Here is a 12589-nt window from a genome sequence, read left to right on the forward strand (position 1 = left end):
AGATCCAGGTTCAAACCGTCAAAGAATTACTTTTTGACTTGTTGACCAAATTCATGCGGACGGACTTGCGCGGCGACTTTATCCAAGACGCCATTGATGTATTTATGGCCGTCTATGCCACCATAAGCTTTGGCGAGCTCCACGCCTTCATTGATCGCGACCCGGTACGGGATGCTGACATCAAACATCAGTTCATAACCTGAAATACGCAAAATGGCATGTTCGATTGGACTCAGTTCTTCGAGTTGACGGTCAATAAACTGGCCGATCATGGCGTCGATTTGCTCGGTCTGCTCGAGTACCCCGGTCAGCAGTTGCTTGAAATACGCTTCATCCGCTTTGAAATAGTCTGGGTCATCCAAACTGTCCAGGCGCAGTTGTTTGACGTCGCCCGCATTCATACGGTTTCGATACAGGGCCTTGAGCGCCAGCTCACGCGATTTGCGGCGGTTTTTACTGCCTTTGCTTTTGCTGGGTGCTGCCTGATCAGCACTCATAGTGCATTCACCAGATTGGCCATTTCAATCGCCACTTGTGCAGCTTCAGCGCCTTTGATGGCCATGCGTGCTTCGGCTTGTTCGTCGTTTTCGGTGGTCAGGATGGCGTTGGCGACGGGCACGCCAGTGTCACGCTGTACTTCGGAAATGCCGCGCGCGGACTCGTTGGACACCACTTCAAAGTGGTAGGTCTCGCCGCGGATAATCGCGCCCAGGGCAATCAGGGCATCGAAGTTTTCTGACAGCGCCATGTGCTGCAGAATCAGGGGCGTTTCGAGCGCACCAGGGACACTGGCAAGCGTAATATCTTCAGCAGCGACGCCCAGTTTGAGCAGTTCTTGTTCGCAGGCGTTAAGCAAACCTGCACCGATATTGTCGTTAAAACGGGAAAGAACGATACCGATTTTTTTACCGGTACCGTCCAGATTTTGGGCAATTTTGTTCACTTTGAGTCCGTGGGTTAACACATAAAAGTGCTATTTTAACCCAAACGGCTGCTTTACGGATTATGCGAACAATGACCAGGCTTTTTGTACGGTCATCCAGATGCCGTAACTGATGGGGATCAGTACCGCCAGCCAGGCCAGTTTTACCAGTATGGCAGGTGTTGGCGTATCTGTTTTAGCCAGACTGACTGCGTTGTCTGCCGGTTTTTTGCCGCTTTGCTGTTCAGCCGCCAGTTCGCTGTCGGACATGAAGTATTTGTCTGCCACTGGCCGGACCAGCAAATTGGCCGTGAAGCCCACCCCAAGCAAAGCCGCCAGCGTCATGAATATCGGCGCATAAATGTCTGCATACGGAACATGAGCCTCCAGCCTTACATCGTGCATGTAGTTGACGATGACGGGCCCCAAAATCCCTGCGGTCGACCAGGCGGTTAACAGGCGGCCATGAATCGCACCGACAAACTGCGTGCCAAACAGGTCTGCCAGGTAGGCGGGAATGGTCGCGAAGCCGCCGCCGTACATGGAGGCGATCACACAAAACACCAGTAGGAACAAGGCTAGCTGATGATGGTTGGCGGCGTAGGTGCCGCAGACATACATCATGATACCCAGCACAAAAAAGATAAAGTAAGTGGTTCTGCGCCCCAATTTATCGGAAGAGGTGGCCCAGCCGATACGGCCAAAAATATTGAACAGCGAAATGAGACCGACAAAGCCTGCGCCAACCGCGGCTGCTGTGGCGGTTAATGCTTCGTCTGCCTTGATCTCGGCAAAGCCCAGTTGTGGCTGGCCTATCAATACGCCACCAAAGGTCTCTTGTAACATCGGCGCTGCTGCGCCAATAATACCGATGGCTGCGGACACATTCATGCACAAAATCAGCCATAACAGCCAAAACTGTGGCGTTTTATGGGCATTTTTCAAGTGTACATGCCGGGTGGCTACCAGTCGGTTGTGTTGTACATCGGGTGGCGTCCAGCCAGCAGGTTTCCAGTTGGCGGCGGGGACACGGTAACCCAGCGAACCACAAGTCATGAATACCGCGTAAATCAGCGCCAGCACCACAAACGTTTGCCAGACACCAGGGTCTGTCGGTGTGGCAAACATCGCCATCAGCTTAGTCGCCAGAGGTGAGCCTATCATGGCGCCCCCGCCAAAGCCCATAATCGCCAGGCCGGTCGCCATGCCGCGCCGATCTGGGAACCATTTAATCAGGGTGGAAACTGGTGAGATGTAGCCTAGCCCCAAGCCGATGCCGCCGATGACGCCGCTACCCAGCCACATCATCCAGAGTTGATGCTGGTGTATGCCCAGCGCCGAAATCAGTAACCCCCCACACCAGCAAAGCATGGCTACCAGCCCGGCTTTACGCGGTCCTGCCCGTTCTAGCCAGCCGCCCCAAACGGCGGCCGAGCAGCCAAGCAAGACAAAAAATAAGGTATACATCCAGCCCAGATCAAACTGGGTCCAGTTACAATCGGTGGCAGTCAATGCTTTTGCGGTGCCGGCCAGTTTGTCGGCGAAAGTGGATGCGCCTGCAGCACAGGCGTCAACAGGTTTGCCATCTGCTCCGGTCAATGCATTGCCCAACGGTTTCCAGAACACGCTGAAGCCATAGGCCATGCCTATTGAAAGATGTACTGCCAATGCCGCTGGCGGTACCAGCCAGCGATTAAACTGATTGCCGGCTGTAATGTGTTCTTTGGAAAGATTAATCAAGATAAAGCCCCTCATTTACGTCTGTTACATATTGTTACAATTTACCCCAAAAGGCAATAACAGTCTTGATTAAATTTATGTGATGTTGTCATTAAAATGTCATAATTCATTCATAAACTGGCGAGCATTCAATTAAGTAGTTTGATCTCAATATTGCTCGAAGGGAGTGTCATGGCTGCAGCGAATATTTTGGTGGTAGAAGACGAACCGGCGATCCAGGAATTGCTGGCGTTGAATATCAAACAGGCGGGGCATCATGCTATCCGTGCCACCAGCGTTGAACATGCACAAATGTTGTTACGCGAAACGATGCCAGACCTGATTTTGCTGGACTGGATGTTACCTGGCATGAGCGGAATCGAGTTTGCGCGCAGGCTTAAATCTGACAGCATGACCAAGGAAGTGCCGATTATCATGCTCACTGCCCGCGGCGATGAGTTTGACAAGGTGCGTGGTCTAGAAGTGGGTGCGGATGATTATGTGACCAAGCCATTCAGTCCGCGTGAATTAAATGCACGCATCAAGGCAGTGTTGCGCAGACGTGCGCCGCAGATGACAGATGATCCGATTGAAATTGCCGGCTTGCATCTGGACCCGACTACCCATCGTGTGACCGGTCATAATGTCCATATTCCATTGGGCCCTACCGAATTCAAGCTGCTGCATTTCTTCATGACCAATCCTGAGCGTGTGCATAGCCGCACGCAACTGCTGGACAAGGTGTGGGGTGACCGTGTCTTTGTTGAAGACCGTACCGTGGATGTGCATATCCGTCGTTTACGCAACGCACTGGTGGCCTCCAATCATCAGGAAATGATTCAGACTGTCCGCGGTTCAGGCTACCGTTTCTCCGTGCATACCGATCCTGGTACGCAATAAGCATTCTTCATTAATTTGACAAAATACGAGCAAGACCATGGGTCTTGCTCTACCATCCGGCAGGGTGTCGTGATACGCTTGCGCCTGTTTCATTTTTTTAATGGCAAGGCCCATGAACGCTGCTGCAAATGCTTCCTCGAATGAGTCACTTTACCGCTGGTTGATCCGGCTGTTTTGGCTTGTACTGGTCGCATGGGTGGCGTTGACCTTCCGTCAGCATGGCATCAGCAATGATGAGTATGTGCAGCATACCTATGGCCAAATGCTGCTCGACTGGTATCAGTCGGGATTCAAGGACCAGGACGCTTTTCATTACCGTAATCTATATCTCTATGGCGGCCTGTTCGATATTATCGCGGCCGCACTCGACCCCTACATCCCGGTCATGATCTGGGATATCCGGCATCTGCTCTCTGCCTTGTTTGGCTTGCTTGGTTTTTATGGCGTTTCTCAATTTGGCCGATTGCTAGGCGGCCCCCGTCTGGCACTGTTGGCAATGACCATGTTGTTTTTGACGGTGTCGTGGTCAGGCACCATGTTTACCCATACCAAAGATGTTCCGTTTGCGACCTGCATGCTGTGGGCGCTGTATGCCACCGCATTGGTGGTGCGCGACATGGAGCTGGTGAGTGGCAGAGTCATTGTCCTGCTCGGCTTTGCAGTCGGCGGTGCGCTTGGCTTGCGTGTGGGCGGGGCCTTTGCCGTGATTTATCTGGTTTTGCTGGTCATGCTGCGGGCCTGGCTCGATCATAGGCAACTGCACACGCCGATATTTTCGCGCCTGTTGCGTATGGTGTGGGTGTTGCTGCCTGCGGCAGTGCTGGCGTTTGTGTTTATGGCCATGTGCTGGCCGTGGAGCGTGATCGAGGCCGACAACATGCTGGAGGCGGCCAAGTCGTTCTCCCACTTTGACTTTAATATGCAAACCATCGCCAACGGGGTGGTGTATAACATCAGCGAAGTTCCACGCAGCTATTTGTTCCAGTATCTGGCAGTGAAGTTGCCCGAGGCGGCGCTACTAGCGTTTGCCGGGGTCGCCGTGCTGTGGCTGCTGAATAGACGGTCACTGCGCCTGGCTGACAACGCAATACGCATGGCTATGTATACGCTGTTGATGGGCATCCTGTTTCCGCTGGTCTTTGTCATGGATGACCGTCCAGCTTTGTACAATGGCGTCCGACACTTTACCTTTATCTTGCCCTTGCTGGCCATCTTGTCTGCCTGGTCTGTGCTCGCGGTTTGGCAGGCCTGCGTGCAGTGCACATCGTCCTTGCGTTATCACGCCCAGGCGCTGTGGGCGGGTGTTATCGCCGGGCTCATGCTGGTGACGCTGGTGGATATTGTGCAAATGCATCCGTATCAATACGTCAGGTTAAATCGTCTGGTTGGCGATCAGGCACAAGCACAGTTCAAATGGGAGGGCGATTACTGGTCCAGCGCCCTGCGGGCGGCTGCGGCCCAACTCACGGCCCTGCATTTGCCCGCGCGCACCCAGCCTTATTGGGTGGCTGCCTGTGTGGATACGCCACAAATTGAGCCCTATCTGGATGGTCGCTTTAGTGTCACCCGCCGTTGGGAGGAAGCAGATTTTTTCCTCTCCACCACCAATATGCATTGCCACGAGGTCATGCAAGGCAAACTCATCAGTGGCGTCCAGCGCGAAGGCATGTGGCTGGCAGTAGTCAAAGACCGTCGTCACTTGCAAGGGGCGGATCGCAAAGCGACGCCAGCCAAAAACTAACCGCAATCCGCTACAATAGTCCCAGTTATTTTTGAGTATGACGCCATGACCACTGCTGTTAGCCATCGCCAATCTGCCCAGCCGCATATGACGGTGATGGTGCCTGCCTACAACGAAGAAAAAAATATTGCAAAAACCTTGCAAAATATCCGGCACGATTTGCAGCAAATGTCGCCCAATTGGGACATTGTCGTGGTAGATGACGGTAGCCGTGATCAGACCTCTCTTGTGGTGCAGTCGCTGGTGGAAGAGTGTCGTGTGACCCTGGTCAAGTTCTCCCGCAACTTTGGCAAGGAAAACGCCATCAGCGCTGGCCTGACTTATGCCAAGGGTGAGATCGTTATTTGTATGGATGCTGATGGTCAGCACGCTTCAGATCTGATGTACACCATGCTGGAAAAGTGGCGGGAGGGATATGACATGGTCTATGCCGTGCGTCAGGACCGCGAGCAGGAATCGCCCTTCAAACTCTGGGGGTCTAGGCTGTTTTATCGCATGATGAGTAGCAGCACCCATGTGGAAATCCCACGCGACGCCGGTGACTTCCGCCTGATGGACCGTAAAGTGGTCGATGCGCTGTGTGCACTGCCAGAACGCAACCGCTTCATGAAAGGTATCTATGCCTGGGTTGGCTACAAGTCGATCGGCATTCCGTACACCCCATTGCCGCGGTTGCATGGTGAAAGTGCTTATTCAAAACTCAAGCTGATTGCCTTGGCCTGGACTGGCATTACCAGTTTCTCGGTGTTGCCTTTGCGTCTGGCCAGCCTGACTGGTGCCACCCTGGCTATTCTGGCTTTTGCCTATGGTCTGCTGGTGGTCATTGATGCGCTATTTTTTCATGAGTCTGTTCCTGGATGGCCCACGGTCGTTGCCAGCATGATGTTCCTGTCTGGTGTGCAGTTGTTGTTTATCGGCGTGCTTGGCGAATATCTGGCGCGTGTTTATGATGAGGTCAAAGGGCGGCCACCCTACATTGTGGCAGAAGTCGTCACGCCTGCGCCGTCAGCGGGTTCCCGCTAAGCGTCCCATGCGTGCCTCGGTACTCGGGTTTGTCAGTGTTGGTGCCTTGGCGGCCGCCGTCCATTATGTCATGGCGCTACTGGCACATGCCTGGGGCCTGTCACCAGCACAGGCGAATTGGATCGGCTTTTTATGCGCATTTCCGGTCAGTTACCTCGGTCATCGGCTATGGTCTTTTCGCGGCACACAAGCCAATCATCTGGCGGCATTCTGCAAGTTTTTTGCGGTGGCCTTATTGGGGTTCTTTGGCAATCAGGCCCTGTTATGGCTGGGGCTGAACTATACGCCGCTGCCTTTCTGGCTGGTGCTCGGCTGCGTGATGGTGATGGTCGCGGCAAGCACCTGGCTGCTCAGCCGCTTTTGGGCGTTTCAACATCATGAGGGCCAAGCATGACGCAGCTGATTATTTGTGCAGATGATTATGCGCAGTCCGCCGAGATTGATGACGCCATCCTGGCCTTGATCGAGCGCGGCGTATTGACTGCCACCTCTTGCATGACCCTGAGTCCGCGATGGCAAGAGACTGCCCGGCATGTCACGCCAGCCATCCGCAATTTGGCAGACATCGGCTTGCATCTTGATTTCACGCAGTACGCGCACACCTCACGCTTTTCACATCCCGTCCTGATCATGCGCAGCCTCTGCGGCATGCTCAACCCTGCAGATGTGACGGCGAATATCACACAGCAACTGGATGCCTTTGAAGCGGCTTTGCACACGCTGCCTGATTATATCGATGGGCATTTGCATGTGCACCAGTTGCCAATGATCCGCGAATCGTTGATCGCTGTCATGCAACAACGCTATGGCCATCTGCCCGTGGATCAACGTCCCTGGCTGCGTATTTCCAGCCCGCCAGCAGCAACCGGTCTCAAGGGGCGCATTATTCATTGGCTAGGCGCACAAGCCTTGCAGCGACAGGCAAGTGCGGCTGGTTTCCGGGTCTCCCCAGTATTATTAGGCGTCTATGATTTTCAGGGTGATGCTGCTGCCTATCAGGCACATTGGATAGAATGGGCCAGACAACTTAAGCATCTGAGGCCTGCCACGCAAAACGAATTGCCACCCGTCCTCATGTGCCATCCTGCCCGGCCAACACAGACGGTGGATCCCTTAGACTCCATCGCCATTGCGCGCATGATCGAGTGGCAAGTCATGCAGTCCGCTGATTTTTCAGCCTGGCTTAAGATGGCGGACCTGCAGCCGGTCAAAGGCCACCCGAAAGGCCTGCCATGCGCGTAATCACCGCCTGGCTCAGCCAGGCCTCGTGGATACAACAAGCCTTTCTCTCGTGCCTGTTAGGCGCGTTAACGGTGTTTGGTTTTGCGCCGTTTAACCTGTTTTGGCTACCTTGGCTGACGCTGGCAGCGTTGCTGGTAATTTGGCAGCAGGCGGCCACACCCGCGCAAGTGTTCAGGCTGGGCCTGGCGTTTGGCTTGGGCTTATACGGTGTTGGTATCTACTGGATTTATATCAGCCTGCATACCTTTGGCGGCATGCCCTGGTGGTTTGCCGGTTTTTGTACCTTTTGCCTGTGCGCCTTCATGGCGCTTTTCCCGGCCCTCGCGGGTTATCTGGCAAAAAAAGTCGGTCATCTGCTATGGTCTGCGCCACTGCTATGGGCCTTGTCCGACTGGGTGCGTAGCTGGATTTTTACCGGGTTCCCCTGGTTGACACTGGGCTACAGTCAGGCCCCAGACAGTCCACTCACCGGCTTTCTGCCTGTTGTTGGCGTCTATGGTGTCTCTGCCTTGCTCATGCTAGGGGCCGCCAGTCTTGCTTGCCTGCTGATCATGCCGCAGCGTAAACCGGCCTTCATCATGCTCGCGCTATTGTGGCTAGGCGGCAGCCTGCTGACACTGGTGCCGTGGACGCAGCCTACGGGAAAACCTCTCTCGGTCGCCTTGCTGCAAGGCAATATTAGCCAAACCATCAAATGGTCGCCTGAGCACGCGGAACAGACCCTGCGTCAGTATTTCGACATGGTGCAGCAAACCCAGGCCCAATTGATTGTGCTGCCCGAAACCGCTTTGCCGGTGTTGCTTGACCAACTTGCGCCCAGCTATCTCGATGCTCTCAAACAGCACGCAGTACAGCAAAAAGGCGACCTCTTGGTGGGCGTTGTTGAGTCCAAACAAGACCAGTACTTTAATAGCGCCATCAGCCTGGGCAGCTCTCCCACACAGTCTTACTCCAAAAGCCACCTGGTGCCTTTTGGCGAATTTATTCCGCTTAAAAGCCTGTTCGGCTGGATATACCGAGACTGGCTGCATATGCCGCTCAGCGATTTATCCCGCGGCACATCGAAACAGCCATTGCTGATTGCCGGGCAAAAAGTCGGTGTCAATATTTGCTATGAAGACGTGTTTGGGGAAGAAATTGCCCAGCAACTGCCGCAAGCCGAGCTCTTGGTCAATATCAGCAACGATGCCTGGTACGGACAATCGTTTGCGGCCGACCAGCATATGCAATTCAGCCAGGTGCGCGCCATTGAAACCGGGCGGATGGTGTTGCGTAGCACCAATACGGGCGCGACCGCCATCATCGATAAAAATGGCCAGGTATTGCAGCATGCACCGCATGATGAGGCGGTGATTTTGACGGGCGAAGCGCACAGCTACCAAGGACAGACGCCTTATGTTTGGTGGGGGAATTGGGCGTTTTTGGTCTTGAGTGTGGCAGGATTGATCTGGATTAGGGTAAGAAGGTAATTCTTGCTGCTTGCGTTTGCGGATTGAAGTAGACCAGTCTTGTCGCTAGCGCAGTCACTTCTGCGTGGGTTTAAGAGGCGATTCTTACGACATTCTTGGTCCACATCAAGGTTGATTGATAGAGTAGTAGGGTGGGCATGGATGCCCACGCGGATAGTTGCTTGTAATCTGTGATGTTCTATTTCGCCACTCGGCGAGTGATTTTTCTTTGCTTGCTCAAAGAACAAGTCAGCAAAAGAAAGTGCACCCGAGTTTCCGCTGATTCCCTGCGGTGCTCGGCTTAGGGATTTCGTCCATTGCTTTGCCGGACTTAGGCTAAGCGCTCGCGAAACTCATCTTGGCTAGAACTGCCAATACGGCTTCACCTGAAGCTCAGCCTATGCCGCAACACTGTGCTGGACGAGGTGACTTTCTGGAGGTAAGTCACTGGTCTAAAGGCGAAAAGATTGCCTGACTAGTCAGCCAAACATCAATGCTAAGAAGAGTTGCTTGCTCATTTAACCCCTCTTTTCCCTACCAAAAAAGTGCTGATACAAAATCGGCAAGACAAACAATGTTAAAAAGGTCGCTGTGATGAGGCCACCAATCACCACAATGGCTAATGGCCGTTGAATCTCAGCGCCTGGTCCGGTGGCAAACAATAAGGGAATCAAGCCAAAGGCGGTGATGCTGGCGGTCATGAGTACTGGCCGCAGGCGGCGTTTGGCGCCTTCGTAGGCGATGAGGCTGGCGGCCATCCCTTGTTCGGCCAGGTGTTGGAAGTGACTGACCATCACGACGCCATTTAGTACGGCGATCCCTAGCAGCGCGATAAAGCCTACCGAGGCTGGGACAGACAGGTATTCACCTGATAGCCACAGTGCGAATACGCCACCGATCATGGCGAATGGGATGTTGGCGAGTATGAGCAGGGCTTTGGGCAGGGAGCCGAAGGTCATGAACAGCAGCAGGGCAATCAGTGTGACCGCAATCGGGATGACGATGCTGAGGCGTGCGGCGGCACGTTGCTGGTTTTCGAACTGGCCGCCCCATTTCAGCCAGTAGCCTTCGGGTAGCGCTACTTGCTGAGCCACTTTTTGCTTGGCTTCTTCTACAAAACTGACCAGATCGCGCCCTTTGACATTGGCGGTGACGACGACCATGCGGTTGCCGCGTTCGCGGTCTATCTTGACCGGGCCTTCTTCGCGCACGACGTGGGCGACACTGGAAAGGGGGACGGTATCGCCTTGTGGCAGCGCCAGCATCAGCTGGCTGAAGTCGGCGGCGGATTCGCGCACGATCTGGCTGCCGCGTAGCAAGATTGGGGTGCGGCGGTTGCCTTCCAGCACGATGCCCAGCAATTTGCCTTCGAGCTGGCTTTGCAGCAGGGTGTTGATGTCCGCCACGCTGAGGCCGAGTCGGCCGGCGGCGACGCGGTCTATCTTGATTTGCAAATATTGCACGCCACTATTTTGCGGGGTATAGACATCTTGATTGCCCGGGATGGATTCAAGCACTTTGATGATTTGCTGCGCTTTCTGGTCGAGTACGTTGAGGTCTGTCCCAAAGATTTTGAGCGCCAAATCACCACGCACACCGAGGATCATTTCGTTTACGCGCATTTCGATCGGTTGCGTGAAGTTGTAATCCAGGCCAGGAATGCTGTGCATGACCTGGCGCAGCTTTTCGATCAGCGTGGCTTTGTCTGGCACTTGCCATTGGTCACGCGGTTTGAGCACCAGAAAATTATCGGTCTGATTCACGCCCATCGGGTCCAGGCCCAGTTCATCAGCGCCCGCCCTGGAGTAAACGCCTTCGAGTTCTGGCACCTGTTGTAGCAGCGTTTGTTGCAGATGGTTATCTGTTACGATGCTTTGTTGCAGGGAAATAGAAGGCAGTTTTTCGGTGCCGATGATGATGTCGCCTTCATCCATGGTGGGCATAAAGGTTTTGCCGATCCGTGGATAGACGATGGCTGTGAGCACCAGCAGGACAACCGCGGCTAAAAGTACAGGGCGCTTATGTTGCATGGCCGTGTTCAATGCGCTGGCATACCAGTGATTGAGGTGCCGGATCAACCACGGGTTTTCGCTGGTCTGGTCGCGGATGAGGAACGAGGCCAGTACTGGAATAATGGTGAGCGATAGCAACAACGATGAACCGAGAGCGAAAATAATGCTCAGCGCCACCGGCGCAAACAGCTTGCCTTCCAGCCCTTGCAGACTGAGCAAGGGGAGAAATACGGTCATGATGATGATCATACCGGCACTGACAGGCACACTGACCTCGCGCATGGCCGCGAGAATGATGCCGAGTTTATCTGTGGTGGGTGAGGCTTGGTTGTGCGCCAGATGTTCGACGATGTTTTCGACCACCACCACGGCAGAGTCGACCAACATGCCAATGGCGATGGCAAGGCCCCCCAATGACATGAGATTGGCTGACATGCCATATTGCTGCATGAGCCAAAAGGTGGCGAGCATGGCCAGTGGCAAGGCGCAGGCGACCGTGAGCGCTGCACGCAGGTTGCCTAAAAACAGTACCAGCAAAATCAAGACCAGCACTACCGCTTCCATCAGCGCCTTGTTCACTGTGTGCACTGCGTGTTCGACCAGATTGCCACGGTCATAAAACACATGAATGGTGACGCCCTTGGGGAGGGTGGGGGCGATTTCATCCAGTTTGGCACGAACGCCTTCCACCACTTGTCTGGCGTTCGCGCCCCTTAAGCCCAACACCAGGCCTTCCACCGCTTCACCTTTACCATTACGGCTGACGGCACCGTAACGTGTCAATTCCCCGATGCGGACTTCGGCAACATCCGCGATGCGTATGGGGCTGCCCTGGTGACCTTTGAGCACGGTATGGCGCACATCATCCAGCGTCTTAAAAGCGCCTTCAGCACGTACCAGTAAAGATTCTTCGCCATCCTTGAGGCGGCCTGCACCATCATTGCGGTTGTTTTCGCTGATGGCTTGTTGCAGCTCGCTCAAGGCGACGCCACGTGCCTGCAGCTTGGTGTTATCCGGCACGATTTCAAAGCTGCGCACCAGTCCACCCAGGGCATTGACGTCGGCCACGCCAGGCACGGTGCGCAAACGTGGACGAATCACCCAGTCCAGGAGCGAGCGCTTTTCCTGCAGGCTGAGCGTGTCCGACTCTATGGTGAACATGAACATTTCGCCGAGCGGAGTGGTCATGGGGGCGATACCGCCAGAAATCTCGGCGGGCAAGTTGGGCCAGGCATTGTTGAGCCGCTCAGTGACCTGCTGGCGCGCCCAGTAGATATCGGTGCCGTCTTCAAAGTCTATGGTGATGTCGGTCAGGGCATATTTCGCCACCGCGCGTAAACTGGTTTGTTTGGGGATGCCCAGCATCTCGACTTCAATCGGTGCGGTAATCCGCGTCTCAACTTCTTCCGGCGTCATGCCCGGTGATTTGATGATAATTTTGACTTGCGTCGAAGAGACGTCCGGGAAGGCGTCAATGGCAATGGTCTGATAAGCGGTCCAGCCTGCGAACAGCAGGCCGATCGCAAACACGCATACCAGTAGCCGCTGCTTGAGCGAGGTTTCAATAAGCCAGTTCAACATG

10 protein-coding genes are annotated in these 12589 nt (G+C 54.4%); 6 read left to right on the forward strand and 4 right to left on the reverse strand.

What is annotated here, in order from left to right; translation table 11 throughout:
• Positions 1–26: 26 nt before the first annotated feature.
• The 3 genes from nusB to INP77_RS12025 are packed head-to-tail and all read right to left on the reverse strand — an operon-like array spanning position 27 to position 2677.
• Complete coding sequence (gene nusB, locus INP77_RS12015) at positions 27–497, reverse strand: transcription antitermination factor NusB (RefSeq protein WP_194749292.1); 471 nt, start codon at positions 495–497, stop codon at positions 27–29.
• Positions 494–943 (reverse strand): 6,7-dimethyl-8-ribityllumazine synthase, encoded by a 450-nt coding sequence (gene ribH, locus INP77_RS12020; protein ID WP_194749293.1) that lies wholly within the window; start codon positions 941–943, stop codon positions 494–496. The genes nusB and ribH overlap by 4 nt, the downstream gene beginning before the upstream one ends.
• 60 nt (positions 944–1003) lie before the next feature.
• Positions 1004–2677 carry an OFA family MFS transporter gene (locus INP77_RS12025; protein ID WP_194749294.1) on the reverse strand — a complete coding sequence of 558 codons (1674 nt, stop codon included), beginning with the start codon at positions 2675–2677 and terminating at the stop codon, positions 1004–1006.
• Positions 2678–2833: 156 nt separating this feature from the next.
• Between INP77_RS12025 and phoB the strand changes: the two genes are divergently transcribed.
• The 6 genes from phoB to lnt all read left to right on the forward strand — a co-directional run bounded on the left by phoB (position 2834) and on the right by lnt (position 9016).
• Positions 2834–3541: a phosphate regulon transcriptional regulator PhoB gene (phoB, locus tag INP77_RS12030; protein ID WP_194749295.1), complete on the forward strand. Its 708-nt coding sequence runs from the start codon at positions 2834–2836 to the stop codon at positions 3539–3541.
• A gap of 112 nt (positions 3542–3653) precedes the next feature.
• Positions 3654–5282: a glycosyltransferase family 39 protein gene (locus tag INP77_RS12035; RefSeq protein WP_194749296.1), complete on the forward strand. Its 1629-nt coding sequence runs from the start codon at positions 3654–3656 to the stop codon at positions 5280–5282.
• A 45-nt stretch (positions 5283–5327) separates the two neighbouring features.
• Complete coding sequence (locus INP77_RS12040; protein WP_194749297.1) at positions 5328–6305, forward strand: glycosyltransferase family 2 protein; 978 nt, start codon at positions 5328–5330, stop codon at positions 6303–6305.
• Positions 6306–6312: 7 nt separating this feature from the next.
• Positions 6313–6699 (forward strand): GtrA family protein, encoded by a 387-nt coding sequence (locus INP77_RS12045; protein ID WP_194749298.1) that lies wholly within the window; start codon positions 6313–6315, stop codon positions 6697–6699.
• On the forward strand, positions 6696–7547 hold the full coding sequence (locus INP77_RS12050; protein WP_194749299.1) for a ChbG/HpnK family deacetylase: 852 nt from the start codon (positions 6696–6698) through the stop codon (positions 7545–7547). Before INP77_RS12045 ends, INP77_RS12050 begins: the two co-directional genes overlap by 4 nt.
• Positions 7538–9016: an apolipoprotein N-acyltransferase gene (gene lnt / locus INP77_RS12055; RefSeq protein ID WP_194749300.1), complete on the forward strand. Its 1479-nt coding sequence runs from the start codon at positions 7538–7540 to the stop codon at positions 9014–9016. The genes INP77_RS12050 and lnt overlap by 10 nt, the downstream gene beginning before the upstream one ends.
• 497 nt (positions 9017–9513) lie before the next feature.
• Here the strand turns inward: lnt and INP77_RS12060 are convergent, their stop codons facing one another.
• Positions 9514–12588: an efflux RND transporter permease subunit gene (locus INP77_RS12060; protein WP_194749301.1), complete on the reverse strand. Its 3075-nt coding sequence runs from the start codon at positions 12586–12588 to the stop codon at positions 9514–9516.
• Position 12589: the final 1 nt, after the last annotated feature.

Source organism: Methylophilus sp. 13 (assembly GCF_015354335.1).
GTDB lineage: Bacteria > Pseudomonadota > Gammaproteobacteria > Burkholderiales > Methylophilaceae > Methylophilus > Methylophilus glucosoxydans.